This window comes from Methylotenera sp., from assembly GCF_030653755.1.
Classification (GTDB): Bacteria; Pseudomonadota; Gammaproteobacteria; order Burkholderiales; family Methylophilaceae; genus Methylotenera.
Genome location: NZ_JAURYU010000042.1, coordinates 1 through 26,346 on the forward strand (window position 1 = coordinate 1; position 26,346 = coordinate 26,346).

30 protein-coding genes, 1 tRNA gene and 2 pseudogenes are annotated in these 26,346 nt (G+C 43.3%); 17 read left to right on the top strand and 16 right to left on the bottom strand.

Going from position 1 to position 26,346, the window contains the following annotated elements; translation table 11 throughout:
• The 3 genes and pseudogenes from Q7U33_RS07420 to Q7U33_RS07430 all read left to right on the top strand — a co-directional run.
• A pseudogene (locus Q7U33_RS07420) lies at window positions 1–124 on the top strand (IS1595 family transposase); the annotation flags it as partial.
• 29 nt (window positions 125–153) lie between these two features.
• Window positions 154–1,710, top strand: a complete 1,557-nt coding sequence (locus Q7U33_RS07425; RefSeq protein WP_304859229.1) for a sensor domain-containing diguanylate cyclase — start codon at window positions 154–156, stop codon at window positions 1,708–1,710.
• 140 nt (window positions 1,711–1,850) lie between these two features.
• The gene (locus Q7U33_RS07430) at window positions 1,851–2,861 is read left to right on the top strand and encodes an NAD(P)-dependent alcohol dehydrogenase (RefSeq protein WP_304859231.1); all 1,011 of its coding nucleotides are present in this window, start codon (window positions 1,851–1,853) and stop codon (window positions 2,859–2,861) included.
• 169 nt (window positions 2,862–3,030) lie between these two features.
• Here the strand turns inward: Q7U33_RS07430 and Q7U33_RS07435 are convergent, their stop codons facing one another.
• Together Q7U33_RS07435 and Q7U33_RS07440 are read right to left on the bottom strand one after the other, a co-directional pair.
• Entirely contained in the window at window positions 3,031–3,531 is a 501-nt protein-coding gene (locus Q7U33_RS07435; RefSeq protein ID WP_304859234.1) for a DoxX family protein, read from the bottom strand.
• A 326-nt stretch (window positions 3,532–3,857) separates the two neighbouring features.
• The gene (locus Q7U33_RS07440) at window positions 3,858–4,616 is read right to left on the bottom strand and encodes a DUF6279 family lipoprotein (protein ID WP_304859237.1); all 759 of its coding nucleotides are present in this window, start codon (window positions 4,614–4,616) and stop codon (window positions 3,858–3,860) included.
• A 342-nt stretch (window positions 4,617–4,958) separates the two neighbouring features.
• On the opposite strand from Q7U33_RS07440, the gene Q7U33_RS07445 reads away from it, so the two are divergent.
• The 3 genes from Q7U33_RS07445 (at window position 4,959) to Q7U33_RS07455 (ending at window position 6,661) form a co-directional block, all read left to right on the top strand.
• Window positions 4,959–5,144 (top strand): NAD(P)-binding protein, encoded by a 186-nt coding sequence (locus Q7U33_RS07445; RefSeq protein ID WP_304859240.1) that lies wholly within the window; start codon window positions 4,959–4,961, stop codon window positions 5,142–5,144.
• A 66-nt stretch (window positions 5,145–5,210) separates the two neighbouring features.
• Entirely contained in the window at window positions 5,211–5,753 is a 543-nt protein-coding gene (locus tag Q7U33_RS07450; RefSeq protein ID WP_304859244.1) for a hypothetical protein, read from the top strand.
• A 305-nt stretch (window positions 5,754–6,058) separates the two neighbouring features.
• Window positions 6,059–6,661: an alternative oxidase gene (locus tag Q7U33_RS07455; protein ID WP_304859247.1), complete on the top strand. Its 603-nt coding sequence runs from the start codon at window positions 6,059–6,061 to the stop codon at window positions 6,659–6,661.
• Window positions 6,662–7,215: 554 nt separating this feature from the next.
• On the opposite strand, the gene Q7U33_RS07460 is transcribed toward Q7U33_RS07455, so the two are convergent.
• Window positions 7,216–7,449, bottom strand: coding sequence for a TIGR02450 family Trp-rich protein (locus tag Q7U33_RS07460; RefSeq protein ID WP_304859250.1), 234 nt, complete (start codon window positions 7,447–7,449; stop codon window positions 7,216–7,218).
• Between the two features lie 145 nt (window positions 7,450–7,594).
• Here Q7U33_RS07460 and Q7U33_RS07465 point away from each other — a divergent pair.
• From Q7U33_RS07465 to Q7U33_RS07490, 6 genes and pseudogenes are all read left to right on the top strand, one after another.
• A pseudogene (locus Q7U33_RS07465) lies at window positions 7,595–8,334 on the top strand (SDR family NAD(P)-dependent oxidoreductase).
• A 116-nt stretch (window positions 8,335–8,450) separates the two neighbouring features.
• Window positions 8,451–8,786: a hypothetical protein gene (locus Q7U33_RS07470; protein WP_304859253.1), complete on the top strand. Its 336-nt coding sequence runs from the start codon at window positions 8,451–8,453 to the stop codon at window positions 8,784–8,786.
• A gap of 114 nt (window positions 8,787–8,900) precedes the next feature.
• On the top strand, window positions 8,901–9,182 hold the full coding sequence (locus tag Q7U33_RS07475; protein WP_304859256.1) for a DUF427 domain-containing protein: 282 nt from the start codon (window positions 8,901–8,903) through the stop codon (window positions 9,180–9,182).
• 44 nt (window positions 9,183–9,226) lie between these two features.
• Entirely contained in the window at window positions 9,227–10,480 is a 1,254-nt protein-coding gene (egtB, locus tag Q7U33_RS07480) for an ergothioneine biosynthesis protein EgtB (RefSeq protein WP_304859259.1), read from the top strand.
• Window positions 10,477–11,463 carry an L-histidine N(alpha)-methyltransferase gene (locus tag Q7U33_RS07485; RefSeq protein WP_304859262.1) on the top strand — a complete coding sequence of 329 codons (987 nt, stop codon included), beginning with the start codon at window positions 10,477–10,479 and terminating at the stop codon, window positions 11,461–11,463. Before egtB ends, Q7U33_RS07485 begins: the two co-directional genes overlap by 4 nt.
• A gap of 66 nt (window positions 11,464–11,529) precedes the next feature.
• Window positions 11,530–12,708, top strand: coding sequence for a MalY/PatB family protein (locus Q7U33_RS07490; protein ID WP_304859265.1), 1,179 nt, complete (start codon window positions 11,530–11,532; stop codon window positions 12,706–12,708).
• On the opposite strand, the gene Q7U33_RS07495 is transcribed toward Q7U33_RS07490, so the two are convergent.
• Window positions 12,698–13,183, bottom strand: a complete 486-nt coding sequence (locus Q7U33_RS07495) for a DUF3429 domain-containing protein (RefSeq protein ID WP_304859270.1) — start codon at window positions 13,181–13,183, stop codon at window positions 12,698–12,700. The genes Q7U33_RS07490 and Q7U33_RS07495 overlap by 11 nt on opposite strands.
• A gap of 204 nt (window positions 13,184–13,387) precedes the next feature.
• On the opposite strand from Q7U33_RS07495, the gene pqqA reads away from it, so the two are divergent.
• Window positions 13,388–13,459, top strand: coding sequence for a pyrroloquinoline quinone precursor peptide PqqA (gene pqqA / locus Q7U33_RS07500; RefSeq protein WP_019899917.1), 72 nt, complete (start codon window positions 13,388–13,390; stop codon window positions 13,457–13,459).
• A 127-nt stretch (window positions 13,460–13,586) separates the two neighbouring features.
• Here the strand turns inward: pqqA and Q7U33_RS07505 are convergent.
• A tRNA-Phe gene (locus Q7U33_RS07505) sits at window positions 13,587–13,662 on the bottom strand.
• Window positions 13,663–13,857: 195 nt separating this feature from the next.
• On the opposite strand from Q7U33_RS07505, the gene cobT reads away from it, so the two are divergent.
• Genes cobT through cobC form a run of 3 tightly spaced genes read left to right on the top strand, consistent with a single transcriptional unit; the run spans window position 13,858 to window position 16,312 of the window.
• Entirely contained in the window at window positions 13,858–14,946 is a 1,089-nt protein-coding gene (gene cobT / locus Q7U33_RS07510) for a nicotinate-nucleotide--dimethylbenzimidazole phosphoribosyltransferase (protein ID WP_304859273.1), read from the top strand.
• Window positions 14,943–15,749: an adenosylcobinamide-GDP ribazoletransferase gene (locus tag Q7U33_RS07515; RefSeq protein WP_304859275.1), complete on the top strand. Its 807-nt coding sequence runs from the start codon at window positions 14,943–14,945 to the stop codon at window positions 15,747–15,749. The genes cobT and Q7U33_RS07515 overlap by 4 nt, the downstream gene beginning before the upstream one ends.
• A complete protein-coding gene (gene cobC, locus Q7U33_RS07520; protein WP_304859279.1) occupies window positions 15,746–16,312 on the top strand; it encodes an alpha-ribazole phosphatase in 567 nt (188 codons plus the stop codon). The genes Q7U33_RS07515 and cobC overlap by 4 nt, the downstream gene beginning before the upstream one ends.
• A gap of 58 nt (window positions 16,313–16,370) precedes the next feature.
• On the opposite strand, the gene cobD is transcribed toward cobC, so the two are convergent.
• Complete coding sequence (gene cobD, locus Q7U33_RS07525; RefSeq protein ID WP_304859283.1) at window positions 16,371–17,345, bottom strand: threonine-phosphate decarboxylase CobD; 975 nt, start codon at window positions 17,343–17,345, stop codon at window positions 16,371–16,373.
• A complete protein-coding gene (gene cbiB / locus Q7U33_RS07530; RefSeq protein WP_304859286.1) occupies window positions 17,338–18,243 on the bottom strand; it encodes an adenosylcobinamide-phosphate synthase CbiB in 906 nt (301 codons plus the stop codon). The genes cobD and cbiB overlap by 8 nt, the downstream gene beginning before the upstream one ends.
• A 32-nt stretch (window positions 18,244–18,275) precedes the next feature.
• Here cbiB and Q7U33_RS07535 point away from each other — a divergent pair, with 32 nt between their 5' ends.
• Window positions 18,276–19,814 (top strand): cobyric acid synthase, encoded by a 1,539-nt coding sequence (locus Q7U33_RS07535; RefSeq protein ID WP_304859289.1) that lies wholly within the window; start codon window positions 18,276–18,278, stop codon window positions 19,812–19,814.
• Between the two features lie 460 nt (window positions 19,815–20,274).
• Here the strand turns inward: Q7U33_RS07535 and Q7U33_RS07540 are convergent, their stop codons facing one another.
• From Q7U33_RS07540 to Q7U33_RS07580, 9 genes are all read right to left on the bottom strand, one after another.
• On the bottom strand, window positions 20,275–20,715 hold the full coding sequence (locus Q7U33_RS07540) for a PIN domain-containing protein (RefSeq protein ID WP_304859292.1): 441 nt from the start codon (window positions 20,713–20,715) through the stop codon (window positions 20,275–20,277).
• A 30-nt stretch (window positions 20,716–20,745) separates the two neighbouring features.
• Window positions 20,746–21,279: a hypothetical protein gene (locus tag Q7U33_RS07545; protein WP_304859295.1), complete on the bottom strand. Its 534-nt coding sequence runs from the start codon at window positions 21,277–21,279 to the stop codon at window positions 20,746–20,748.
• 306 nt (window positions 21,280–21,585) lie between these two features.
• Entirely contained in the window at window positions 21,586–21,798 is a 213-nt protein-coding gene (locus Q7U33_RS07550) for an RNA-binding S4 domain-containing protein (protein WP_304859298.1), read from the bottom strand.
• A gap of 17 nt (window positions 21,799–21,815) precedes the next feature.
• Entirely contained in the window at window positions 21,816–22,343 is a 528-nt protein-coding gene (cobU, locus tag Q7U33_RS07555) for a bifunctional adenosylcobinamide kinase/adenosylcobinamide-phosphate guanylyltransferase (protein WP_304859300.1), read from the bottom strand.
• 1 nt (window position 22,344) lies between these two features.
• The gene (locus Q7U33_RS07560; RefSeq protein ID WP_304859303.1) at window positions 22,345–23,157 is read right to left on the bottom strand and encodes a cobalamin-binding protein; all 813 of its coding nucleotides are present in this window, start codon (window positions 23,155–23,157) and stop codon (window positions 22,345–22,347) included.
• A complete protein-coding gene (gene bluB, locus Q7U33_RS07565; protein ID WP_304859306.1) occupies window positions 23,154–23,819 on the bottom strand; it encodes a 5,6-dimethylbenzimidazole synthase in 666 nt (221 codons plus the stop codon). The genes Q7U33_RS07560 and bluB overlap by 4 nt, the downstream gene beginning before the upstream one ends.
• Window positions 23,819–25,075 (bottom strand): cobyrinate a,c-diamide synthase, encoded by a 1,257-nt coding sequence (locus Q7U33_RS07570; protein ID WP_304859310.1) that lies wholly within the window; start codon window positions 25,073–25,075, stop codon window positions 23,819–23,821. Before Q7U33_RS07570 ends, bluB begins: the two co-directional genes overlap by 1 nt.
• A gap of 9 nt (window positions 25,076–25,084) precedes the next feature.
• Window positions 25,085–25,690, bottom strand: a complete 606-nt coding sequence (gene cobO, locus Q7U33_RS07575; protein ID WP_304859313.1) for a cob(I)yrinic acid a,c-diamide adenosyltransferase — start codon at window positions 25,688–25,690, stop codon at window positions 25,085–25,087.
• A 6-nt stretch (window positions 25,691–25,696) separates the two neighbouring features.
• The gene (locus tag Q7U33_RS07580; RefSeq protein WP_304859316.1) at window positions 25,697–26,266 is read right to left on the bottom strand and encodes a hypothetical protein; all 570 of its coding nucleotides are present in this window, start codon (window positions 26,264–26,266) and stop codon (window positions 25,697–25,699) included.
• Window positions 26,267–26,346: the final 80 nt, after the last annotated feature.

A 26,346-nucleotide genomic window follows, 5' to 3' on the forward strand; every position in this document is an offset into this window, starting at 1 on the left:
GTTTAACGGTATCCCTAAGCATACGTTCTATCTGCACCTGAAAGAGACTGAATATAGATTTAATCATCGACGTGATAACATTTACCTTGAGATACTTAAACTTTTACGAAATAAACCGCTTTAGCTTCCTAAGACCCTAAAACAATTTCAAATATGCTGCAGGCCCATGTACCGACACTCTTTCTAGTCATTATTACGGTTAGTTTCATGTTATCCGTAGCGCTTGCTTGTGCCGGGTATCGTAAAAAGCCAGAGTTGATGCTATGGTCTGCAAGTTTTGCATTGCATGGATTAGCTTATGTTTTGTACAGTTTGCGAGGCGAAATAAGTGACTTTGTAAGCATCGTAGGTGCGAACGTACTCATTTCTTCAATCTTTGCTATCCTTGCTGAAGGATTGTTCTACTTCTTAAGGCGCACGGTACCTAGGCTGTTAATCTGGAGCCCTGTTGTATTAGTTGCCGTCAGCTTCTCTTTGCTACTTGATTATTTAGCGTTGAGAATCATCATCGGGTGCGCCGTTTTTGCACTTCAAGGCTTGTTGTTGCTTTATTTTGTTGTGCAGCATAGGCACCTGATTGTAGGGCGTGGTAAGTATATTTTTGCAGTAAGTGCATTTATCGAGTCCTGCATACTGGTTTCAAGAGCCGTTATTTTATCGCATGGCTATAACATTTCTACTCTTACAGTTGCTGATCCATTAAACACAATTACTTATTTGTGTAGCATTATTTGCTTGATTCTCCTAGTCATTAGCCTTTTCTTAATGACATGGGAGCGTGATGAGCATGCACTCCGTGAGAGTGAGCAAGAGTTGAAATCTGCGGTTGCGATGGCTGAGCAAGAACATCGGGAACTTGAAGTGACGTTAAGAACCGCTAATGATGGTATTTATATCATCGACGAAAACGGATTACTCACTGATGCTAATGATGCTTTTTTACAAATGCATCAGTTTGATAAAAGTGTGATTGGTCAGTTGCATGCACAAGACTGGGACACCCAGTTGGAGGATGTGTTGTTACACTCATATGCTCGACGAGTTCGAGACAGCGAGCAAAAAATGATTTTTGAAACTGTTCATCGTTGTCGAGATGGTAGGCATTTGAATGTTGAGGTTAGTGCTAATGCTTTGACACGTAATGGCAAGCAGGTTATTTATTGTGCGGCTAGAGATATTTCAGATAGAAAGCTATTAGAAACACAGTTGCTTGCTCAAGCACATTTCGACTACTTAACCGGCTTGAATAATCGACGGTATTTTGTTGAGCTGTCTGAAGGTGAGTTGTTGCGCGCGAAGCGCTACCAAAAAAAGCTATCCTTGCTGATGTTAGATCTTGATGATTTTAAACATATTAATGATACTTACGGGCACAAGGCAGGTGATATTGTACTTACGCAAATCGCGTTGATATGCCGCAATGTTTTGCGTGAAATTGACATCATAGGGCGACTCGGTGGGGAGGAGTTTGCAGTCGTCTTGCCAGAAACGGATCTTGATTATGCTATTGAGGTGGCAGAACGGCTAAGAGAGGTAGTAGCGCTGACTAGAATCTCGATTAATGACAATACTGGCCTTCACATGACAGTCTCAATCGGTGTTGCATCATTGGCAGCCTATCATGACAATGTTGATGCGTTATTGTTATCAGCCGATAAAGCTTTGTATTTGGCAAAGGGGGCGGGTAAGAACCAAGTGGTCTGCGCTTAATCAACCTCTTTTTAATGCTTAATTCTTTGAGAAAATATTAGAGCCGTTGCTAATTTAGAAAGTCGCAACACTGTAAACTTGTTTACTGAGAAAGCTGCATATTAAACTCAAGGATTTGCAAATCAAGTAAAGGACCTGTGATGACTAACAAGGCAATCATTCTTCAAACTGGAGGTGGCTACGACAAGGTGACGCTAGGCACTCGAGAAGCTACACTGCCAAAAGCGGGTGAAATTAGTGTACGACTGCATGCCAACTCACTTAATTATCATGATTTTGCCGTCGTCAGTGGAATGTGGGGGCCGACTGAGCCCAGAATTCCAATGGCGGATGGTGCGGGTGTTGTCACTGCAATTGGAGAAGGGGTGGCAGAGTTCTCTATCGGCGACCATGTCGTGAGTACATTTTTTCCAACTTGGTTGGCGGGTGAGCCATTGGTTGAGGGATTTGCCACAACGCCAGGAGACGGGGTAGACGGTTATGCGCGTGAGGCGGTGACCGCCTCTGTGAATGCGTTCACGCACGCACCTAAAGGTTGGAGCCATGTGGAGTCTTCTACCCTCACCACGGCGGGCTTGACTGCATGGCGTGCGTTAATGTCTGATGATGCTTTGAAGCCAGGCGATACTGTCTTGGTGCAAGGCACTGGAGGCGTATCAATCTTTGCGTTGCAATTTGCAAAAATGGCGGGTGCTACCGTCATAGCAACATCATCGAGTGATGAGAAGCTGGATAAGTTAAAGCTACTCGGCGCAGATCACCTCATCAATTACAAAAAGACCGCCAATTGGGGCGAGTTGGCACGCGAAATAACAGGTGGTCGTGGGGTTGATCATATTGTTGAGGTTGGAGGCCCCGCAACGCTTAATCAGTCCATGCTTGCAGCCCGTGTCGGTGGACATATCTCAGTGATTGGTATTTTAACTGGTTTGGGTGGTGAAATTTCTATCGTGACTGCATTGATTAAGCAGCTTCGGCTACAAGGCTTAATTGTTGGTAACCGTACGCAACAGCAAGAAATGATCAAGGCGATAGATGCAAATCATATGAGACCTGTGATTGATAAAGTATTCCCACTAGAAGCTATTGTTGAAGCTTTTCAATATCAAGAAACTAATAAACACTTTGGAAAAATATGCTTAACAATGTAAAAAAGGTCAAACCGCACACTCGGCCTCTCATACGAGTGGCCGAGTGTGCGGTAGAGATACTAGGATAAGTGTTGCAAATAAATGCTATGTACGATCATGCTCTAGACTATCTAAAAATAGCATAAGTACCTTAGTTCGTATAGAAGAGTGTACTAAACGCCATACACCTTTAGAGCCTTCTGTGACAGCTTAGCATTTTATCAAGTGACCAATAGCCAGCACCAGTAGTAAGCAAGTAGCAAGCACCCATTAGCATTGCCCAATCAAGCCTAGTTTCGTGCATAAAGCTCCAGAACCCATAGCTGTTCAGCTCACGTACGTGAAAGGTAATCAAGTCTGTTACTACCCAGTCATGACCCATCCATATGGGAATTTTTGTTGCGGTAATAGCGACTAGCATGGTGACGATAAGAGGCACGGCTGCTAGTCGCGTCAATAATCCTATCAGGATAAGAGTGCCACAAATAATTTCTATCCAGCCAACCAGTGGCCCTGTAAATGCAGGATATGGAATACCTATTTTCAGAAACCTTCCTGAACCCAGTATCTCTGGGTAAATCAGTTTTTGAATGCCTTCAGGGATAAATACACCTGCTAATGCTAACCTAATAAATATCGTCCACTTTGTCGCATCTGTGCTGATTAGGCATGCAACTCTCTTACAGTTCATTGTTTATCCTAGCCACTTCTCTGATGATTTCACTTAAACCATTTTATTTGATGAAATGGTAAATAATTTGATACAAATCGCTTTAATAAAAACTAGATTAACCTTTAGTTTCGATAATTATAAGCTTTAAAAAAGGTTAAATACCTGATTTAGTCTGATACAGCAGTGGCATAACCTAATTTCCAAGATACATCCTATGTTTTTAAAATAATTCAATCATTGCAGTAGCTTAAATTAGCATGGCGTACATTTAGTATGATTTAAGCACAGTGTCAGTCACGTCTAGCAGGCTATGGTATGTAAACTAGATTTAGATGAGCGGTGATTTAGGGCTTGTTAAGCGCTAGGCTTTTGAACGCAGCGGTAAAGTTTTCTAACCATGCTTTTGCATGCTCTTTTTGTTTTGTGTCTGTTGTTGCATGTAAGTTTGCAATCATGTCACAAGTATTAAGTTTAAATTGATCTGCATAGTCTTGATACCCTAAGTTTGGACTGTTTTTTAAACGTGAAAAACCCTGTTTCAAAAGCCTTTCTTTTTCATTTTGATCTAAATTTCCTCGATTTAGTCCGATCACAATTTGTAACGTATCTTCATTTCTCCTCAGCAGTTCGGTGTAGCTCATCGCCGCTTGATAATCTGAGGCCAGTAACTTTTGTTTAAGCATCTTTTTTTGGGAGAGATTCAAATGACCATATACTTTCTCGGCATAATCGATGGTTCTGTTCAAGCGTGACTCAATTTGCGCCTCTTCTGAATCTTGCAACCATTCTGATTTCCATTTCAGGGCGCGTTTTTGCAACATTTTTTCAAAATAAATTAATTGTTTATCAGAGAGCAGCGGTGCTATCTCAGTAATGATTGCTATGGATTCTAGTTGTATGTTTTGCATCATATCTTGGGTGTTATTCATTGTTTCACATACAGTGCTAGCAGTAATCGTATCTTGACTTAAATCACTTTGAATCTTTTGTAGCCTTTCAACATAAAGCGGCAGTTGTGTTTCTCGGTGCCAGTTATGTAATGTATGCAAAGCAGGTTTTAGTTTTGTATTTTGAGATGCTGTGAAATTAAAGTAACCATCCAACCACCAATGCATGGCTTCAGGTGCGTTGTTGTAAGCTGTTTTAATCAGGCTACAACTTACAATATTGACTGCTAACAAAAAGATAAAAATTAACTTAAATTGATACATATTATTAAGGACTATGCTTTCTTAAAATAGTTTGTTAATACTATGATTACTTTTGCCAAATAAGTAGAAACATTAACCAATTAAGCACAATGAACCCACTTACCAATAGCGTGCCTTAGACTAATATTTCATTTTTTATAGATACACATGAATACTACAAAAACTAAGGTTGCAGTCATTGGTGCTGGTCTTTCCGGATTAAATGTCGCCAACTAATTATCAGAAGTCGCTGAAGTGACCATATATGAAAAGTCTAATAAATTGGGAGGTCGTATCGCCACACGCACCAGTCAAGGTTTTTCTTTCGATCATGGCACACAGTTTTTCACCGCTAATACACAAGAATTTAAGACTTTTGTGCACGCCATGCAATCTGTAGCTATGGTTGCACAATGGGACGCCAATTTTGTTGAAATTTAAGGGCATCATATAAGTGCGCAACGACATTGGGATAGTGCATATCCGCACTATGTAGGCGTTCCCAATATGAACGCAATTAGACATTTTATGGTGACTAATTTGAATATACAGTTTAATCAACATATCAATACTGTATATCGTCATCAAAATGCTTGGGTCGTTAAATCTAACCAAGATGAAGTATTAGGTGTCTATGACGGGGTCATTTTTGCAATACCTGCACCTCAGGCCTGTTTGTTATTGCCAGGCGACTATAATATTAAAGCCGAGGTTCAACGTGTGCCAATGCAGCCATGTTTTGCTTTAATGTTAGGTTATACCTCACCTAAGTTGCGTACATGGGATGCTGCGATTGTCTCTAAATCCCTGCTGAGCTGGATATCTATTAATAGTGCAAAACCAAATAGGCCTGACGCGTTCTCAATACTAGCGATGAGTAGAAATGACTGGGCCGAAGCACATTTTGATCAAGAGGATGACTTTGTGGTGCATGCCATGTTGACTGAGTTGACCCATATTATGGGACAACAGATGTTCGATCATGAATATCTTGAGCTTAAACGATGTAAGTATGCCAATGCATCAAGAAGGTCTCATTCAACACATTGATAGATGATCAATTGCAGTTAGCATGCTGTGGGGATTGGTGGACGATAGGCAAAATAGAAAGTGCATTTATGTCATCGCTTGATTTAGCCACTAAAATGAAATTGCGCTTAATAACTGAATAAGCTCGTTATGCAAGTAAAGACAATAATTAATCAGCGCTGTATCAACATTGAAATGTGCTTACTTACCTTTAGACATGGTAATTTGATGGCAGATACTGGTTGTAATGAATTAATTCAAAAAATATAGGCCATAACTTTGGTATGGTGAATTCATCATCGTTATGATGCATAAGGAGATTGTTAATGGAACTACATAAGCACCGAACACCAGAAGATTTTCGTGATCATATTGCACTTTGTTTCACCAAGTTTTTACGGTTTTTTGCAGATACTTTTTTTAGTGGCCGATACGCTCACCGAGCGATTGTATTAGAAACTGTTGCTGCAGTCCCAGGTATGGTGGGTGGGGCGCTGCAGCATTTAAAATCTTTACGTACTATGCAACCAGACAAGGGATGGATAAAAATATTACTGGATGAGGCTGAAAACGAACGTATGCATCTGATGACGTTTATTGAAATTGCACAGCCAAATTGGTTTGAACGCTTCTTAGTGATACTCGCACAAGGTATTTTTTATAATTTATTTTTTGTTTTATATCTGCTCTCCCCTAAAACTGCACACCGAGTGGTTGGCTATTTCGAAGAAGAAGCAGTGGTCAGCTATACCGAGTATTTAGCTGGCATTGAAAATGGCACATACGAAAATGTTCCTGCACCGAGAATTGCCATTGACTATTGGAAGCTTGCGCCTGATGCTCGCTTGAAGGATGTCGTTATCGTTGTACGGAATGATGAAGCTGGGCATAGGGATGTGAATCACGATTTTGCGAATCAGCTCAGTTAGCAATGATCAGACAGTTAAGTATACAAAACATAGCCTATGAACTCGCACAGTAATTCACAGTACCAATATTATTTCTGAAAGGTTAGGTGGTTGGAAGATTGCTACTATAATTGAGCGACATCCGCATCTAGCACCAGATAATCTTGCCAAGGATGCTTTCGACTTAATGGTCAGCTTAAAAAAACATTTTTATATGGACTTTACAGCGCTTTTAACGTTGGTGTGCGATATAGAAACAATGATTTATGCGGCTTTCAGCTTAGCGAGTGTTTGATTGTTTTGCTGTATGGCTTGCAATGCCTTCTGCTGCTTTAAAGTATTGATACGTGCTTGCTGTGGGGTGAGAGTGGCTTTATTGCACCTATATCTATTTTTGCTGCGCTAACTGCAATAAATTCATATAACGCGAGAGATAGAGAACAGGCGACAAGCTTGGAGCATAGTTTTGCTTTTTCTCCCACTAATTTTATTAGTATTGTGGTTTATATTAGCTTAGTAGTATTAATTCACTTAGTTATTTTAATATTGAGATAACAGATAGACTTTTAGCTTTTTTATAGCCATCCTTGTAGCCAAACGCTTGTGTCGTTTAGTTGCTTCCAATCTAGTAATTGGCTACGTTTAGAGTGCACTGCTTCTAGCTCTACGAATTCAATCTGCTGGTTTGAGCACTCTAGAGAAATGAGTTTCGTCACCATAAAGTGTTTTTCTTTGTTCGTTGGCGTAACTGCTGTCCATTTGCTTTTGAGCAGTTTTTTAGGATTCACAATTCTTTTCAGCGACTTCATATTGCCCCCTGGTTAGCTTCTCCTAGCGCTAAGTGGTGTTGCTGTATTCTTAGTTGAGTAGCTCAATTAAATATTGATGTTTTAAAAAGAAACATTTATAACAATTCCCACTCTATTGACATTGTCTTGATAACTGGGAGTGGTTGTGGAAAAAGTTGCTTTAATAACTGGCTCTAGTGGCGGGTTGGGCCAGGCTTTATCGAAAAAGTTGCTTCTAGATAACTGGAAATTAATCTTGGTGAGCCGTGATGCAGAAAAGCTAAAAGCTGCATACGGTAATAATCACATACAAGTGATTGCCGATTGCACAACCACTATTGGCGTTAATCATCTATTTGATGTAATTAAAGCCAATCATTTGTTGCCAACAGCCTTAGCGCATGGTGTTGGAAATATTCGGTTAGGCGCGTTACATCGAATGCAAGAGACAGATTTTGTCGACTGTATGACCACTAATTTATTTAGCGCTTTTCATACACTCGCAGCATATATTGATCATTTAAAACAAACATCCTCAGCAGGCTCTGCAGTCTTTGTTTCTTCAGCCGCCACGCGTATCGGTACACCTAATCATGAAGCTATTGCCGCGGAAAAAGGAGGGTTGGAGGCTCTAGTGCGAAGTGCTTCAGCAACTTATGCGAGCGCAGGAATTAGAATTAATGCTGTTGCTCCTGGTATTTTAGATACACCCGCTTCTGCCAAATTTTAAGTAGTGATTTAATGCGTGATATGGCTGCAAAACAATACCCGCTAAAAGGCATTGGCGATGCGGAACATGTGGCTGATTTAATGGTTTGGTTGCTTTCTGAGTCTGCGGCTAGAGTGACTGGCCAAATATGGGCAATTGATGGAGGTTTTTCTAGTATCAGACCAGTTGTTAAATAATAACTAAATATTTTTTAAAATGACCATTTACATTAAATTATTAAACCTCGCACATCATCATTGAACTTATCTGCATCATTGCCAGACGAACCATCTTAATAAATAGGGTGAATATTATGAAAAAAATATCTTTATTACTTTTTGCATTGTTATCTATTTCCTTATCGACATTGTCACATGCAAACCAGCATGGCGCTGGCAAAGCATCCAGTGGCAGTAAATGCGATGATATGAATCATGCTAGCTTTGGCATAGCGCATTTCGATAGCAATAAAGATGGCGTTATCAGCCTACAAGAGTATCTGTCAGGCGACTCTTCTAATACCGAGAAAACTTATCAACATATTGATGCAAACAGCGACGGCATGCTTGATAAGGAAGAGCAGCAGGAGATTGAAGCTGTTTATAAAAGTATTCACGATCAATACAAAGCTAAAAATAACAGCATCTAAATAGAGTCGTACTTAAGTTACGATATTTAAGTAATAATGCTTTATCAGTTTTTATGTGTTGTATCTAACATCACTTACCCATAGCACATCAAATGTGCAATTTAAGGATCTATCATGAAAGCTATATGGAATGATGTTGTCATCGCCGAATCAGAGAGTACTGTGGTTGTAGAGGGCAATCACTACTTTCCTATCAGTGCTATCAAGCCAGAGTATTTTGTTGAAACCCAGCACACTACGACTTGCGGCTGGAAAGGCCTTGCCAACTACTACTCAATACAAGTGAATGGGCAGGAAAACTCGAATGCGGCATGGGTTTATAGAGCACCGCTGAAAGCAGCAGAAAATATTAAAAATCATGTGGCTTTTTGGAAAGGTGTGAAAGTAAGCAGTTAATGCAATAGTAGTGCTAATGGGGACAGACAAGGAAATAAAGTTTTATGAATCATGCATTAACGCTACCAGATGAATGTACGCAAGAGAGTTTCCTCCATCGATACCAGATGGTCAGGAGCAAATCACTTGATATCTGTAAGTATATTGAAATCGAGGACTATGCCGTTCAGCCGATGGCGGATGTGAGTCCACCAAAGTGGCATCTAGGCCACACCACTTGGTTTTTTGAGGAGTTGTTGCTTGTCAGGTTCTACCCTGGCTACCAGCGTTTTCATGCGCAATATAGTGCTTTATTCAATTCTTATTATAAGTCGCTGGGTACGCATACACTTCAAGCAAACCGTGGCAACTTATCCAGGCCTACCGTAGACCAGATCATAGAGTACCGCAGTTATGTGGATGTGAGTCTAGTCAGGTTTATTAGTGAGCATACACTCACCGATGAAATGAAATTCTTGATTGAAGCTGGCCTGCATCATGAACAGCAGCATCAAGAGTTGCTGTATATGGATGTTAAATTCATTCTTGCGAGCAATATCATCGATACACAATATGCAGTGCAACCGCTGCAAGCTGCCCCTGAGCCAATTCATGGTTGGTCAGAGTTTGCACAAGGGCTGTATCAAATTGGCCATGATGCCGAAGGGTTTGCGTACGACAATGAAAAACCGGCTCATCAGTATTATTTGTACCCGTTTGCTATCAGCCAGACATTGGCGACCAATGGCGAATTTTTAGCCTTTATTAAAGATCATGGTTATACCAAACCTGAGTATTGGTTGAGCCAAGGCTGGGATTGGGTGAATCAGCAGCATATTCAGCAACCTTTATATTGGTCATGTCGTGACGGTGAGTGGTATGAATGTACGCTTTATGGGCTGATTCCTTTGGATTTGAATCGGCCTTTGGTGCATATCAGTTATTTTGAAGCAAATGCGTTTGCCAACTGGAAAAAACTCAGGTTGCCTACAGAGCAGGAATTAGAAGTATTTTTAAATCAGACATCATTGACAGCAGAGTTTGCTCATACCACATTGCTGCATCCGAACAATGCGCAGAACATGTACGGTGAAGTTTGGTGCTGGACTAGTAGCCAATATTCGGCTTACCCACGGTTCAAGACATTTGATGGTATTTTGAACGAATACAATGGTAAATTTATGTGTAATCAGTTTGTGTTAAGAGGCGGCTGTGTTGCAACGCCAGATCACCATTATCGGCATAGTTACAGAAACTTTTATCAACCCCAGCAGCGTTGGATGTTTTCAGGCATCAGGTTAGCGAAGGATATCGTTTGAAAATTACCAATTTAATCGAAGTAGATCAATTCACTCAGAATCTGGAAGCGTTTAGCTCCGATGTGTTGATGGGCTTAAGCAGTGAGCCAAAAGCCATTTCAGCAAAGTATTTTTATGATGATGCGGGGAGTGAGCTTTTTCAAAAAATTTCGCAGCATCAAGACTATTATCTGACTAAAACTGAATTTTCAATTCTTGAGCAATTTGGTGCGTCGCTTGCGGCCACGATTAATGAGGCAGAGGTTGATATTCTTGAGCTAGGTGCAGGCGACGGACATAAAAGCAAATTAATTATCGATAGTTTTTTAGCACAAGGCACCAAGGTTAATTTTTATCCGATTGATATTTCCGAAAAGGCCATGGGCTTGCTGGGTGCAAATCTTGCAGTAAGTGAGCAGTTGAATATTCATGGCATCGTGGCAGATTATTTTCATGGGCTCAATTCACTCAAAAAAATCTCCAGTAATAAAAAACTGGTGTTGTTTTTGGGCTCCAACATTGGCAACTTTAACAAAGCGCAAACACAGGAGTTTCTTAAAAAGCTTTGGCTATCCCTTAACGCTAACGATCATGTGCTGATTGGCTATGACCTTAAAAAAGATACCGATATACTCAACAAAGCCTATAACGATGCAGATGGATTGACAACGGCCTTCAACTTGAACTTGCTAAAGCGCATGAATGCGGAGCTAGGGGCAGATTTCGAGATGGATAAATTCAAGCATTACGGGTTTTATAATCCATCATTGGGCGCCATGGAGAGCTATATCATCTCCCTGCACGATCAGGACGTATACATAGCGGCACTGGAAAAATTTTTTCACTTCGAGAAATTTGAAGCACTGCATTTAGAGTCATCATTCAAGTTTTCTGAATCAGAGATTCATGCGCTTGCCAGCCAGGCTGGCTTTAAAATTGAAGCTCATTTTACTGATACCCAGAATTTCTTTGTCGATGCGCTGTGGCAGGTGCAAAAAAGCTAACACTCATACGAGTATAGTCTGTTGTAGTGACTTGATTTCCATTGAGGCATAAACCCGGAGAGCCCTTTGCAACAAGATTTTGATTTTGATCAGCTTCTGAATCGTGACCATAGCAACAGCCTGAAATATGATGGTCGGCAAGCGATGTTTGGTAGCGCGGATGTCATTCCACTGTGGGTTGCTGATATGGATTTTGCATCACCGCCTGCGATCAGTGAGGCCTTACTTCAACGCGCAAAACATCCTATTTATGGATACAGTAGTTTTCCTGAAAGTATTTATCAGTCGCTAATGGATTGGCTAGAGCGCCGTCACGGCTGGCGCATTCAGCGTGAATGGATTGTGCTGTGCCCAGGGGTTGTGCCTTCACTGAATGCCGCAGTCATGGCGTTTAGCAATCCTGGTGATGCTGTCATTGTGCAGCCTCCAGTCTATTTTCCCTTTTTCCCCGCGGTGACTGATAGCGGCAGAAGCCTGATACAAAACCAGCTACGTTTGGAAAATAATCAATACCACATTGATTTTGAGCATTTGGAAGCCTGCGCTGCGCGCGCAAAAATGCTGTTGCTGTGTTCGCCGCATAACCCTGTAGGCCGAGTATGGCGTAAAGATGAGTTGGAACGTTTATTGGCAATAGCAGAAAAATATCAGCTGATTATTTTTGCAGATGAAATTCATTCTGACTTGGTTTATCCGCCCGCCAAGCACCAAGTGTTAGAGACTTTATCTACGCAACAAGTCAATATTATTACAGCGGTGGCCCCGAGTAAAACTTTTAATGTGCCAGGGCTGAATCTATCTGCATTAATTATTCCCGATGCGACGCAAAGACTAGCTTTGACCAAAGTATTTGAACGCATGCATGTCAGTGTAACCAATCCATTCAGCATGGTTGCATTTGAAGCTGCTTATCAACATGGCGATGCGTGGCTTGATGCGCTACTGGGCTATCTGCAGCAAACACGAGACTTTGTGCTTGCATACGTTAGTGAACACTTACCCCGAGTGCATGCTGTCGTGCCTGAAGGCACCTATCTGATTTGGCTGGATTGCCGTGAGCTAGGATTGGATGATGCCGCACTAAAACAGTTTTTTATTCAACAAGCTGGTGTAGGTTTAAGTCCAGGTAGGTTATTTGGGGAAGCAGGCAGTGGCTTTATGCGCATGAATATTGCTGCCCCCAGATTGCTTATTACTACAGCACTGCAAAGCATGGCTGGTGCACTGCAATCTTTTACAAAGTAAGCGATGTTGGAATTGTTGAATATTGTTTTCCGCTCATCAAGTATGCCGCAATCAGCAAACAAGTCATTGCGACTACCGTCAAGTTTCTACGCAATGGCATATACCAATCTGGTAAATCTACATTGTTAAACAATTGCTTGTCCCGTATAAGAGCGATTGCAAAGAATATGGTAAGCAGAATGAATCCATGAAACTTCGGAATTGATAGCGATACCCATGCGATTAGCGACGGAACAATGCTCCATAAAAATGACCAGCGCTGCTTGTTAATGGGTAACTCATGTAGCAACATTGCGAATGACCAGTGCAAAGCGCCCACAAAGCTCAGAATAATTGCACCGTAAGTGAGTAAAAAATGACGCCACATATCAAGATGGATATGATCAAAAAACAAGAATACTGTGGGTACAATAAAAGGCAGTAGCCCAAAGTACCCAAGCAATTTTGGCGTTGTTGCAAAGTAGTGTTTTTTCATAGCGGTTTAAATCAAGGGTGTTGTTTGTTTATTATATAGGCCGTGCAAAGCCCATCATGCTCATAGTTCATTATGCTGTATTCATGTTTTTACTGAGTAAACACTCATGAGCAGTGACATGATGTAAATTCTACATGAGAGCATAATCTATTACACGAACAAGACATATCGTCTGTTTAACAATCAAAATATAGGAGACTTATTATGTGGACAGCACCAGCAGCAACAGAAATGCGTTTTGGCTTTGAAGTAACAATGTACGTCATGAATAAATAATCCTTAACAGGAATATACACAAGGGAGCTTAAGCTCCCTTTTTATTTGTGGTTTTGAGTTGATGCTATAGCGTAGATTAAAACTTGTATGCGTAAAAAAAGCCCACATAAAGTGAGCTTAATTTAATTGGTGGCCGGGGCCAGAATCGAACTGGCGACACGCGGATTTTCAATCCGCTGCTCTACCGACTGAGCTACCCGGCCTTCCTTACTGCTACTTGCAAACTTCGGTTTAACGTTTGCAAGCCGCGCATTATAGCAACTAAATTATGAACTGACAAAAATTATTTTCAATTTAGGCATATTTATTTTTAATGCGAAAGTTTGTCTGATTTTAATCTGAAAGTTTGTATAGAGTTGTGGTGTTATCTTGGTTGCGCTCATGTAAAATCTTTCCCTATGAATTTAAACGAAAATTTACCAAATATCGGGTCACTCAATATCCAATCATTAGATCAGTCATTGAAGGCTGCACTTGTTGATAAAATTAATCATAAGACTAAACCATTAGGGGCTTTAGGGCAGTTAGAGGCAATTGCTTTACAAGTCGGCTTGATTCAGCAGACCTTGGCGCCACAGTTATTAAACCCAACTTTACTGGTGTTTGCGGGTGATCATGGCATTGTGAATTCAGGTGTTAGCCCTTATCCGCAAGCGGTGACTGCACAGATGGTGCTTAATTTCTTGCAGGGTGGTGCTGCGATAAATGTGTTTGCGCGGCAGAACAATATGCAGTTGCGGGTGCTTGATGCTGGCGTTAATTATGATTTTGCGGCGAATTCAGATTTAGTGCATGCAAAAGTTGGGGCTGGTACTGCTAATTTCTTGCACGCGCCCGCAATGACCGCGGCACAATGCCAGCAGGCGCTTGAAACAGGTGTCGCTGTGGCAAGGCGGGAGGCGTTGGCTGGCTGTAATGTGTTTGGTTTTGGCGAGATGGGTATTGGTAATACATCATCTGCCAGTTGTTTAATGAGTGTGTTGTGTGGAATCCCCATTGATGAGTGTGTGGGCCGCGGAACGGGGTTGGACGATGCTGGCTTAGCGCAAAAGCTGTCTGTTCTTAGGCAGGCTATCGATTTCCATCATATGCGTAGTGAAAACGTACTGGATGTGCTTGCAACGTTTGGCGGTTATGAAATTGCAATGATGGCTGGGGCGATGTTGGGCGCTGCTGAGCAACATGCTGTATTGTTAATCGATGGTTTTATTGCGACATCAGCCTTATTAGTGGCCTCTCAGTTGCAACCTAATATTCTGCAATATTGTGTCTTTACCCATTGCTCAGGTGAGGCTGGACACCGTCGATTGCTGGCTCATCTTGAGGCAACCCCTTTGCTGGATATTGGTTTGCGTCTAGGTGAGGGCACTGGTGCGGCCTTGGCTTATCCTTTGTTGCAGGCTGCGGTTAACTTTATGAATGAAATGGCTTCATTTGAAAGTGCTGGTGTGAGTACTGCGGATGAGGGTGCAGGGGACGCTGCATGATCGATTTTTTGCTTAACGAACGGCGCTATATGTTATTAGCGGTGGGCTTTTTTACGCGTATTCCCGTCCCTGCATTTGATGACTTTCACCCTGAAGATTTGAATCGGGCGGCTAAATACTTCCCATTGGTAGGCATTTTTGTCGGCATGATTGGTGCGGGTGCCTTTGTGTTAGCTAGTAAAATTTTGCCACACAGCATTGCAGTGCTAATAAGTATGGCGATGACGATTTATGTCACAGGTGCGTTTCATGAAGATGGTTTGGCAGATAGCGCCGATGGTTTAGGCGGTGGTTGGGATAAAGAGCGAATACTAGCGATTATGCAAGACTCACGTCTTGGTACATATGGTGCTGTTGCTTTGTTTTTGATGTTGTTTGCCAAGTACCAAGTATTAAATGCCTTACCTGAGTACTTTTTACCATTTATTTTAGTCGTGGGGCACTCGTTGAGCCGTTTATGCGCGTTGTTTGTGATGGCAGATTTAAACTATGTTAAGGAAATAGGTAAAGCCAAGCCACTTGCTACGAAAGTGCAGGCGAGTGATTTGCTCGTTGCAGTGCTGCTAGGTACGTTGCCTATTCCGCTACTTTATTCTAACTTCTCTCCTGTGATATTGAATTTAAATGATTGGTTGTGGTTAGCAGCTTGTTGTTTAACCCCTGTCACGCTAGCTTGGCTATGGTGGCGCAATAAAATCAAACTATGGCTAGGAGGGTATACAGGGGATTGTTTAGGTGCAATGCAACAAATCACAGAGTTGGCTTTCTACCTTGGCTTACTGGTTTGGGCTCAGCAGTTATGAATTTACATTTGATTCGGCATACGTCACTGAATATTCCATCAGGGGTTTGTTATGGGCAGAGTGATGTGGATGTTTCAACTAATTTTGAAGCAGAGTGCAGTGCGTTAATATCAAAGTTGGATGGTATTCAGTTTGATGCGGTATATGCTAGCCCATTGCAGCGTTGTACTAAGTTAGCGCGCGCGCTTAATTTAGGTGAAATGCAGGTTGATGATAGGCTAAAAGAGTTGCATTTTGGTGATTGGGAAATGCAGCCTTGGGAGAGTATTCCACGTGATGTGTTTGATACTTGGGCGCATGACTATGCACATTTGTCACCACCTAATGGTGAAAGTTTTACCCAGTTATACGAAAGAACTAAAACGTTTACAGCCGAAGTGAGTAGTCGCTTACAAGGAAAAAATGTCGCGGTGGTCACACATGGCGGTGTGATTCGTGCGATGTTGGCTGATGCACTCAATATGCCATTAAAGGGTTTGTTTAGATTGGTGATTGATCACGCAAGTGTCACGCAGATCACATGGAGTGATCCTGTCCCTAGAATCCATTTTGTTAACCGCTAAGTTTTAGCCGTATAAGTGTTAGCTGTAATAGATATACAACGTCAAAATCTTTAAGTCACTAAAGTGATTTTAGCGCGTCTTCTAATAGCTGCCAGCCGCTGTCATGGGGTAAGCCAAACCTGAGAGCGGGCTGTTCTTTAAATAATCTGACCCAAATACCTTTCGCTGCTAATCTTTCTTGTAGAACTTGGGCTTGCGCTGTCATCACGTATTGAAATAAGGCTGTACCCGCAGTTGGCTTTAAGCCGTATTGACTGAGTAGCGTTTCTAAACGTTTACTACTGCTTTTTAAAGTGATGCGTGTGTTTTCTTGCCATGCTGTATCTTGTAATGCTTGTTTAGCAATGAATCTGCTTGGCCCTGTTAATGTCCACGGCCCCAGTGACTCTTGTAGTTTTTTTAGTTGCTCATCTGCGGCGAGCATAAATCCAACGCGCGCACCAGCTAGCCCAAAAAACTTGCCAAGTGATCGCAACACAAACAAGCCGTCTAAATGCGAGTGCTGTGCGATGCTGTGTTCTGGCGTTGCATCCATGAAGGCCTCATCCACAACTAACCATCCGCCACGTCTGGCAAGCTTTGCATGTAATTGAAGTAAGTCTTGAGCGGAAAATTGTTTGCCAGTGGGGTTGTTCGGGTTGCAAAGCAGAACCACATCAGCCTGATTTAAAATAGGCTCATCATTCAAATCACTAAAGCTAAGCACCTGATGCCCACAGCGTTGCCATGCATGGGCATGTTCTTGATACATGGGCTTGAGCATGGCAACCGTGCCTAAAGACCTAAGAGTAGGCAGTGCTTGCAAAGCCGCTTGAGAACCGCTGGTGGGTAGCAAAGATCGGCAGCCGTAATAATTGGCGGCGATGTTAACCAAGCCATCTTCGTCATTTGGTAGTTGATGCCATAGGCTGGGTGGAATCTCAGGGATTGGATAATGGTTGCGATTAATGCCTGTCGATAGATCCAGCCAGTTTTCTAATGGTATTCCATACCGCGTTACCGCAGTGCTTAAATTGCCGCCATGTTCAAGCATGGCCGACCAATCTAATTAATATGGTAAGGACTAGCATCACTAACAGCCAGAGGTACACGCCATGCCTGACCAGTTTAAGCGCACGTTCTATGTCTCCTGCAATAGGTGGCCCGCCTGCACCCAGAGTTGGGCGCTCATGCCACTCACCTTGGTAACGTGCTGCGCCACCAAGCTGCACGCCTAGCGCCCCAGCCCCAGCTGCCATCACTGGCCCTGCATTGGGGCTATCCCAGAGTGGTGCCTGAGTTTTCCAGCAGTTTAATGCTAGTTTCGTATTACCAAGTATTGCATAAGTAAGCGCAGTCAGGCGCGCAGGAATATAGTCTAGGACATCATCCAGCCTTGCCGCTGCCCAGCCAAAATAGTAAAAGCGCGGTGTTTTATAACCCCACATGGCATCCATCGTATTGGCCAAGCGGAACAATAATGCACCTGTGCCACCTGCAATAAAAAACCAGAATAATGCGCCAAATACACCATCATTACCATTTTCAAGTACAGATTCTACCGTAGCTGGTATGGGCTCTATTGCCGCTGAATCGCGGCTTACCATATACGATGCTGCGATCTTGGCCGAGGCTTCGTCATGGTTGCTAAGTGCACGCGTTACTGCACGGGCATGGTCGTGCAAGCTTCTGTGACCAATGGCAAAATACAGCAGCAGTGTATCTGCCACAATGCTGACAACGGGAATATGGCATAGCCAATAGGCTAGTAAAATGAACGGTGCAAGCAGCAAAGCCAATGCAAACATGCCTACCCAACGTTGTTTAGCTTTATTTGTTTTGTTTGCAGTGTTAAGCCAGGCTTCCAGTTTGTTAGCCAGCCAGCCGAAGCCAACCAACGGGTGGAAACGGCGCGGCTCGCCTATCATAAAATCAAGCAGCACTGCGGCCATAGCGATGCACGGTATTATGAGATAATCTGGGTATGAAAACATTAATGGTTCAAGGCACTACGTCCGATGCGGGCAAAAGCACCCTTGTTGCGGCGTTGTGCCGTGTATTGTATCGCAGAGGCATGCGTGTTGCGCCATTTAAACCACAAAATATGGCGTTAAATTCAGCGGTAACAATAGATGGTGGTGAAATTGGGCGCGCACAAGCGGTGCAGGCGCAAGCTTGTGGGTTGGCGCCGCATACCGATTTTAACCCCGTGTTACTCAAACCTAATTCAGATACGGGTTGCCAAGTAGTTATTCACGGCAAAGTAGTCTGCAATCTTGAGGCCGTAGGTTATCATGCTTATAAACCGACAGCTATGCGAGCAGTTTTAGAATCATACCAACGGTTACAAAGCCAATATGATTGCGTGATTGTAGAAGGTGCAGGGAGCCCAGCTGAGATTAATCTGCGTGATCGCGATATTGCCAATATGGGTTTTGCCGAGGCGGTCGATTGCCCTGTGATTTTAATCGCAGATATAGACCGTGGCGGTGTGTTTGCACACATTGTAGGCACCATGGCCTTGCTTTCTGAAAGCGAGCGAGCACGTGTAGTTGGCTTTGTGATTAACCGCTTTCGTGGAGATATCGCATTATTGCAACCTGGGCTCGATTGGCTAACTCTAGAAACTGGTAAACCCGTATTGGGCGTGTTGCCGTATTTACATGGTTTGCATATTGAGGCAGAGGACTCAGTACCGAAGCCTCAGCAATCACGTGATAACGTTGTTGGCGAAGCTAGTCGTACAATGCGTACTGCCTTCGCTTCGTCGCCTAGTTCTCACGTGATTGCTGAGGCTTCGGGTGGTAATGTGGGTGCTACACGCCTGAAAGTAGTGGTGCCAGTGATTCCCCATATCAGTAATCACACCGATTTTGATGCACTGCGTTTACACCCACAGGTAGATTTTCAATTTGTTAAAATTAACGAAGCGATTCCACATGCCGACCTCATCATATTGCCAGGCAGTAAAAATGTACGGGGTGATCTTGAATATCTACGAGCCAATGGATGGGAGCAAGCGCTCACTCGCCATTTACGATATGGCGGAAAGGTACTAGGTGTTTGTGGTGGATTCCAAATGCTTGGCCGAGATATCCATGACCCTTATGCCATAGAAGGTGAGGCTGGTTCTAGCGCTGGCTTGGGCTGGTTAGAGATGGAAACCACGTTGGAACAAACCAAGCAGCTGAAACAAATATCAGGCCATTTAGCCTTTGCAGATGCAAAAGTGGCTGGTTATGAAATCCATATGGGGGTGACGACTGGCCCCGCACTCAAAACCCCAGCACTCTACCTTGAAGGTCGGTCAGAAGGCGCTATTTCTCCCGACAATCAAATTGCTGGCACTTATTTGCATGGAGTGTTTGACCAAGAAGAAGCCTGTACGGCATGGCTAGCATGGGCAGGTTTGCAAGTAGAGCAGCATTTTGATTATGAACAGCTTAAAAACGATGAGCTGAATCGACTAGCCGACTGTGTAGAGCAGCATTTAGATTGGCAAGTACTAGGAGCCTATCTCTAGTTATTGGTTTAAGCGCTAACGCTCGACGGTGAACGCTACCAGTTATTCGGTGACGCATATTGTGCTCTTCGCTTTTATAGTAGTGTAGGTTGGGCAGAACGGTAGCGAAGCCCAACATTCAATGTGTTGTTTATTTTTGTTGGGCTTCATTGCATTCAGCCCAACCTACCGAGCTAAGGCAAGCAACATAAAGTTTGTAACAATCAATGCTCCTGTTGAATATAGCTAATTTTGTAGGGTGGGGTTAAAACCCCACGCGGGATGTGCAATTTAAACATTGTAACGCGCGGGTCACAAGTGACCCACCCTACTCGGCTGCGCATGTCCGAACGCACGGCGTCTCGAACAACGAGCCGAGGTGTGACGATCGGCAGTGGGAGCGCAATCCTCAACGCATAACGGTTAAATTAAGCTAAGGGGTGGGCTTTAGCCCGTCCCAGCGAACGAAGTGAGCGATTTGTTAGGCAATATGCTCAGAATGCATAAAATCAGCTGGGCTGTACACGCTAACTCCAATTTCTTTGGCGATTTTTGCCATGCCTTTATCTGTTGTTACTAATGGATAGTGATTTATGTAAGCGACAACGATGTAGATGTGGTCGCCTGCTTTGGTATATGGGATTTGTACGTTTCCATATTTGCTAATGAAGTTGGCATCAATGTGAATTAACTCAATGGGAAATTTCCATTGCTCATTGATGCTTACGCCTTTGAATTGCTGATCTATATTTTCGATGCGCTTTATATTGCACCAGACCTCGAACCAACCATGAGCTGGCATAGTCATTGCCCTGCCAGAGTCGGATAGAGCCTCTAGGAACGCTAAGCATTGGTCACGATGATCTGAGTCTTCTTTTAATGCGTTAATAAAAACGCATGAATCAACGAGAATTTTTGTCATGATTGCCTAACGTTTGACATGAGGGAGTTGTTAGCCAACTCGACGCCAAAATTTAACATCTAAATCGACGCGATTAACACCATCACGCTTCGCGAGATCGGCTGCAAATAATTGAAATTTGTCACTTTCATCTTTGCGTAGATGAATAACGCCTTTCCATCGAGGCAGTTCGCCACGACCTATATGTAATTTCAATCCTTTTGCGACGTGGCTATCTAAAGGAACTTCTAGCCAAGGCTCAATAGTTTCTAACTTGTGATGTGCAGACAAGTATTTGTTGTAACAACAGCCACGTAAAAAAATATTAATGAATTTTCGCGCACTGCCCCAGTGTCGATGATCTTTCGGTAGGCAATTCATCAATTCGCCAGTTGCTATTTCCAACTCTTCGATAAAGGCGGTTTGGCTACGTTTCTTGAGCCGTTTCAGATCTAGTGATTTAAGGTACTTTCTCGCCGCTTGGATGGTGCCCTTGGGACCCATTCCCCGTGCAGTTGACGCTCCAATTGACGTACTTGCTTGGCGTTCGCACAGATACTTAAGGTATTCGGGACTGTTGAGCATAGTGGTACTGGCTAACGTAAAGTAGACACCAAATCCGCCCATGAAATTTTAGACGGACAGGTGTAAGCTATGTTGTGAAATTCTAAATTCATATCAAAATCAATAGTTAACTAGTTTATATTGCACCTTGTTTGAGTGATATTAAAATACTTAACACACGTACATAAGCTACGTCACCCAAGCTGTTTGATCAAGTGGTGGCGCGTATTAGTGATAAGCATTTTAGATTGGATTAAACGCTATCTTTGACATCATGGCAAGCGTCACGCTAACGTCTTTTAGGGTGGCTTGTGAGTAGGTTTGTACTTATAGCACCTTAATCGTTTGTCCTAAGCACTCGACTACTTGGCCTGAGCGTATTTTTGCTGTTCTGCGTGTCTCGATATTGCCATCTACTTGTACAATTCCATCGCTGACCATGAGTTTGCCTTGGCCGCCACTATTGGCGATGCCTGCAAGTTTTAATAGGTTACAAAGTTCGATAAACTCACCTTGTAGTTCGAATGTTGTTGTTTCCATATTGATCCTTTAAATAGTTACCCTTTAAGCGTAAGCGGCAGTCCTGCCGCGATAAAGCTGACTTTATTGGCACGTTCAGCTACCGCTTGATTGAGGCGACCTTGTTCGTCTTGAAATTGTCGATTAATTTCACCTAGTGGCACAATGCCCATCCCTACTTCGTTGCTAACAAGCAAAACATTACCTTCTAGCTTGGGTAATATTGCCAGTAATTGATTCCGTTCTTGTTGCCAGTCTAACGTTTCTGGGCGGTTACAGTCTGGACATATACATTGCGCTAGCCAAAGCGTCAGGCAATCGACAATCACATAAGTGTTTGCTTTCGCATGTGCTTGCAAAACGTCAGCTAGGTTGAAAGATTGCTCAATTGTTTTCCAATGTGTGGGGCGGCGTATTTTGTGGTGTTCAACGCGCGATCCAAACTCGGCATCATACACTTGCGCGGTTGCAATATAGGTCACTGGTAAGCCAGAGGCTGAGGCTAATTGTTCTGCAAAAGCGCTTTTTCCAGAGCGAGCACCACCTAAAATAAGATGTGTAGGCATGTTAGTTTCCTTGCTTGTGATGTGGCTGAGCAGATGCCCATTGCTGAATAATGGATTGAACCTGCTTCAAGCCATGCGTAATGAGTGAGGGGCCTGGTTGTAAAATATCGGCAGATTTGATTTCAAATATAAAGCCATTTTTTACGGCAGGGATGGTATTCCATCCATCTCTGTTAATTACCTGTTCAGGCTGAAATTTCTTGCCGCACCATGAGCCGATGATGATGTCGGGTTGACGTTCGATGACCTGGCTCGCTTGTATAGTTCTATCTTTTGCACTGTGAAATTGCGATAGTTCTGGAAAGCAGTCTTTGCCGCCAGCCATTTCAATTAGCTCTGAAGCCCATTTTATACTGCAAATGATGGGGTCGTTCCATTCTTCAAAATATACGATGGGTTTTGCTGGTAACTGTGATGCAGTGTCTCGTGCTTGCTGAATCGTGAACTCAAGCGATTCAATCAGCTTGGCGGCTTTATCAGACGCGCCTACTAAGCTACCAACGCTAGCCACCATGCTAAGCATTTGTGCAATAGAGCGCTGGTTAAAAATGTGCACTTCTACCCCTGCGCGAATCAATGATGCCGCGATATCTGCTTGCAGGTTAGAGAACCCGATGACTAAATCAGGGTTGAGCGCTAATATTTTATCAATCTTAGCGCTGGTAAATGCAGCGACTTTTGGTTTTTCCTTACGCGCAATCGCTGGGCGGGTGGTAAAGCCGGAAATGCCAACAATACGCGCTTGTTCACCCAGTAAATACAGCACTTCTGTAGGTTCGGTCGTGAGGCACACAATGCGTTGTGGATACCTCATTTTGTATTCTTCCACTGATTTTCCATTACCATTTCAGACAATTGTTTCGCTTGTTTCCAGCCAGTTTCTATCAGCATTGGCTCTTTGTAGAAGGTATTTACATGGCCTAAGCACAATACGGCAATTGGTTTTGCATCAGCAGGTATTTGTAGTAGTGAGCCTAACTTAATAGGGTCGAAAATTGAAACCCAACCCATGCCCAAGCCTTCAGCACGGGCGGCAAGCCACATATTCTGAATTGCGCAACTTACGGATGCAATGTCCATCTCGGGAATGGTTCTACGCCCAAAAATTTGACCTTCGCGGTTGTCACATAGGGTGGCGACTAATAATTCACCACATTCTAAGATTCCCTCAACTTTTAAGCGCAAGAACTCGGCCATACGTGTGGTGTTTTCATACTCGCCGATAGCATGAGCGGTTTTAATGCGCTCTTCATCCACTAGCTGATGTATCGCTTTGCGTGTGTTGATATCGGTGATGCGTATAAAGCGCCAAGGTTGCATTAGGCCAACACTGGGGGCCTGATGAGCCGCTTGTAAAACGCTAGTTAATATCTCTGGCGCAACTGGTGTGGGCAAAAAATGCCGCATATCGCGGCGTTCTGCAATCACGCGATAAACCGCAGCAACTTCTTCGTCTGAATAACGGTGGTTTTCCATTATAGAAATAATTCCGCAGCAGTTATAGGGTTGGATGCAAAATAGAAATGTAGGAAACTAGCGCGGATTGAACCATGTTGGTAAATGTTTTCAACTTTACCAAAACGTGTCTTGGCCGTTGCAGTAGGCGTGAGTTCCGTTTTAAAACTACCGTAATGAAAAGTGTGCGCGCCAAGCTCTCCATTAAATAACTCGGCCTTTAATGAGCCCAGCCCTTGTAACTGGTCTTCTATCTTGCTCACCCCTGGTAGTAAGTGAAAGCAAGGCTCATTATTTAAGCATGTGGACAGTGCCATCATGCCGCCACATTCTGCGAGTATTGGTTTGTTTGCATCTAATGCTGTTTTTAGCGCATTTTTCATTGCGATGTTTGTGCTGATTTCTTGTAGGTGAAGCTCTGGATAGCCTCCCGGAAGCCAGTAAGCATCAGCTTCAGGCAGTGATTTATCATGGAGTGGTGAGAAAAACTCAAGCTTTGCCCCCATCTCTATTAAGCAGTCTACATTCGCTTGATAAATAAAACAGAACGCTTCATCTTTGGCAATCGCGATTGTTTTCCCATCTAGGAGTTTAGGTGGTGCCAGTGTCGTTGGTGTATTAAAAGTGACCGCTGGCGGTAGTGGCAAATCTTGCATCAATGCATTGGCAGCTTCTTCAATTTTTTGCTCTAAATCGATCATCTCACTTGCGCGAAATAAGCCAAGATGTCGTTCAGGCAAGCTGAGTGCTTCGTTCTTTTGCAATGCGCCAAACCAATTGAGATGGCTAGGTAATGAGTCGTATAGCAACTTGCCGTGGCCAACACTCCCCACCTTATTTGCTAATACACCAGCTGGTTTTAAGTGTGGGTAATGCGATAAAAGTCCTTTGGCGACAGCGCCAAACGTTTGCGCCATGCCGCTAGCATCTATTGTTAGCAAGACGGGTAAGTTGAAGCGAACTGCAATGTCTGCGCTTGATGGCGTGCCATCATACAAGCCCATTACGCCCTCAACAATAATCAAATCAGCATGCTGTGCTGCCCGATACAGTTGCGCCTCGCCATCACTTTCACTACACATGGTGAAGTCAAGATTGTAAACGGGGCGGCCAGTAGCCACTTCTAAAATCATTGGGTCCAGAAAGTCTGGGCCACACTTAAATGCTTGAACGCGTAGTCCTTGGTTGCGCCATGCACGAGCAAGCGCGGCAGTAATAAAGGTTTTTCCTTGCCCAGATGCGGGGGCGGAAATAAGTACGGCTTTGCAAGTTGTCATAGCAATTCTTTAAAGGTCAATCCCTGGCTGGGCTTTAATGCCAGCACGCCATGCATGTTTGATATCCATAATTTCGCTCACAGTATCGGCCATCTCGGTGAGCGCTGCTGGCGCACCCCTGCCTGTTACCACCACATGTTGCATGGCTGGTCGTCCAGCAATATCAGCCAATATTTGTGTGAGATCAAGATAACCATATTTTATGGTGTAGGTGAGTTCGTCTAGAATCACCAGTTTAATGTCGGGGTCGCGCAACATGCGTTGTGCAATCGCCCATCCTGCTTGTGCGGTTTGTGTATCGCGTTCTCGGTCTTGTGTGTTCCAAGTGAAACCTTCACCCAACACATGCCACTCTACGTTGGCCTGTCCGCGAAAAAAGGCTTCTTCACCAGTATCACTGCGCCCCTTGATAAACTGCGCCACGCCTACTTTCATGCCGTAGCCTAATGCGCGAGCCATCATGCCAAATGCAGACGAGCTTTTGCCTTTACCGTTGCCTGTGAGTACTAATAACAAGCCTTTTTCTTGATTTGCTTGTTCAATCGCAGCATCAATCACTGCTTTTTTACGCACCATACGTGTTGTATGGCGCGTGTTTTTATCGTCAGATGACATTGCTAATTAAGCTTTTGCGCGATTCACACCGCTTGCTAATACAAATGCAATATGCACGACAGCAGCAACAGCTAACCAGAAGCCAATGTTCTCAAATTGGTGTGGTGCATATTTAGCTAAGCGAGCACCAAATTCAGTGATGGTTGGGTCAGGATAGCGGCCACCAAAGAAGTAAAAGCCACCGCTAGAGAATAGCTCGCTGATTGCTCCAGCAACAGTGATGCTAGCTATAAGTGGCAAAATAGCTTTAATGCTAAAGCTATAATGTTTCGCAAACCAACGACCAGCAAGCCACATCACACCGTAAGCTGGCAATAAAAAGCCATAAGCGGGTGTTACGCAGAAGTTGCTAACACCTTGAAATGTCACAGAGTAAAAGTCTAAGCCTGCACATAAAGCAAGTAGTGCTGGAAATGCTAAGGCAGGGCGTAGGTACAAACCCGCTAGAAAAAATACGGCAAGAGAAGCGCTTGGTAAGCTGTTTATTGAAGCAAAGTGATGGCCGCGTGTCACAAAAATAAGCGCAGCAAGTGCAACACCTATGATGATTTGTTGTGTTTTAGTAAGTGTTAGCATAGTAGGGGTGGCCTCTGTTGAATCGTTATAAAAGTAAGTTTAATTAGAACAAGATTTTAGCGTAAATGTGTTTTGCTTAA

Bases quoted from the DNA above. Each gene is read 5' to 3' on its own strand.
- Q7U33_RS07425 (WP_304859229.1), top strand. From the start codon at position 154: ATGCTGCAGGCCCATGTACCGACACTCTTTCTAGTCATTATTACGGTT.
- Q7U33_RS07430 (WP_304859231.1), top strand. From the start codon at position 1,851: ATGACTAACAAGGCAATCATTCTTCAAACTGGAGGTGGCTACGACAAG.
- Q7U33_RS07435 (WP_304859234.1), bottom strand. From the start codon at position 3,531: ATGAACTGTAAGAGAGTTGCATGCCTAATCAGCACAGATGCGACAAAG.
- Q7U33_RS07450 (WP_304859244.1), top strand. From the start codon at position 5,211: ATGAACGCAATTAGACATTTTATGGTGACTAATTTGAATATACAGTTT.
- Q7U33_RS07455 (WP_304859247.1), top strand. From the start codon at position 6,059: ATGGAACTACATAAGCACCGAACACCAGAAGATTTTCGTGATCATATT.
- Q7U33_RS07460 (WP_304859250.1), bottom strand. From the start codon at position 7,449: ATGAAGTCGCTGAAAAGAATTGTGAATCCTAAAAAACTGCTCAAAAGC.
- Q7U33_RS07470 (WP_304859253.1), top strand. From the start codon at position 8,451: ATGAAAAAAATATCTTTATTACTTTTTGCATTGTTATCTATTTCCTTA.
- Q7U33_RS07475 (WP_304859256.1), top strand. From the start codon at position 8,901: ATGAAAGCTATATGGAATGATGTTGTCATCGCCGAATCAGAGAGTACT.
- egtB (WP_304859259.1), top strand. From the start codon at position 9,227: ATGAATCATGCATTAACGCTACCAGATGAATGTACGCAAGAGAGTTTC.
- Q7U33_RS07495 (WP_304859270.1), bottom strand. From the start codon at position 13,183: ATGAAAAAACACTACTTTGCAACAACGCCAAAATTGCTTGGGTACTTT.
- cobT (WP_304859273.1), top strand. From the start codon at position 13,858: ATGAATTTAAACGAAAATTTACCAAATATCGGGTCACTCAATATCCAA.
- Q7U33_RS07515 (WP_304859275.1), top strand. From the start codon at position 14,943: ATGATCGATTTTTTGCTTAACGAACGGCGCTATATGTTATTAGCGGTG.
- cobC (WP_304859279.1), top strand. From the start codon at position 15,746: ATGAATTTACATTTGATTCGGCATACGTCACTGAATATTCCATCAGGG.
- cobD (WP_304859283.1), bottom strand. From the start codon at position 17,345: ATGCTTGAACATGGCGGCAATTTAAGCACTGCGGTAACGCGGTATGGA.
- cbiB (WP_304859286.1), bottom strand. From the start codon at position 18,243: ATGGCCGCAGTGCTGCTTGATTTTATGATAGGCGAGCCGCGCCGTTTC.
- Q7U33_RS07535 (WP_304859289.1), top strand. From the start codon at position 18,276: ATGAAAACATTAATGGTTCAAGGCACTACGTCCGATGCGGGCAAAAGC.
- Q7U33_RS07540 (WP_304859292.1), bottom strand. From the start codon at position 20,715: ATGACAAAAATTCTCGTTGATTCATGCGTTTTTATTAACGCATTAAAA.
- Q7U33_RS07545 (WP_304859295.1), bottom strand. From the start codon at position 21,279: ATGCTCAACAGTCCCGAATACCTTAAGTATCTGTGCGAACGCCAAGCA.
- Q7U33_RS07550 (WP_304859298.1), bottom strand. From the start codon at position 21,798: ATGGAAACAACAACATTCGAACTACAAGGTGAGTTTATCGAACTTTGT.
- cobU (WP_304859300.1), bottom strand. From the start codon at position 22,343: ATGCCTACACATCTTATTTTAGGTGGTGCTCGCTCTGGAAAAAGCGCT.
- Q7U33_RS07560 (WP_304859303.1), bottom strand. From the start codon at position 23,157: ATGAGGTATCCACAACGCATTGTGTGCCTCACGACCGAACCTACAGAA.
- bluB (WP_304859306.1), bottom strand. From the start codon at position 23,819: ATGGAAAACCACCGTTATTCAGACGAAGAAGTTGCTGCGGTTTATCGC.
- Q7U33_RS07570 (WP_304859310.1), bottom strand. From the start codon at position 25,075: ATGACAACTTGCAAAGCCGTACTTATTTCCGCCCCCGCATCTGGGCAA.
- cobO (WP_304859313.1), bottom strand. From the start codon at position 25,690: ATGTCATCTGACGATAAAAACACGCGCCATACAACACGTATGGTGCGT.
- Q7U33_RS07580 (WP_304859316.1), bottom strand. From the start codon at position 26,266: ATGCTAACACTTACTAAAACACAACAAATCATCATAGGTGTTGCACTT.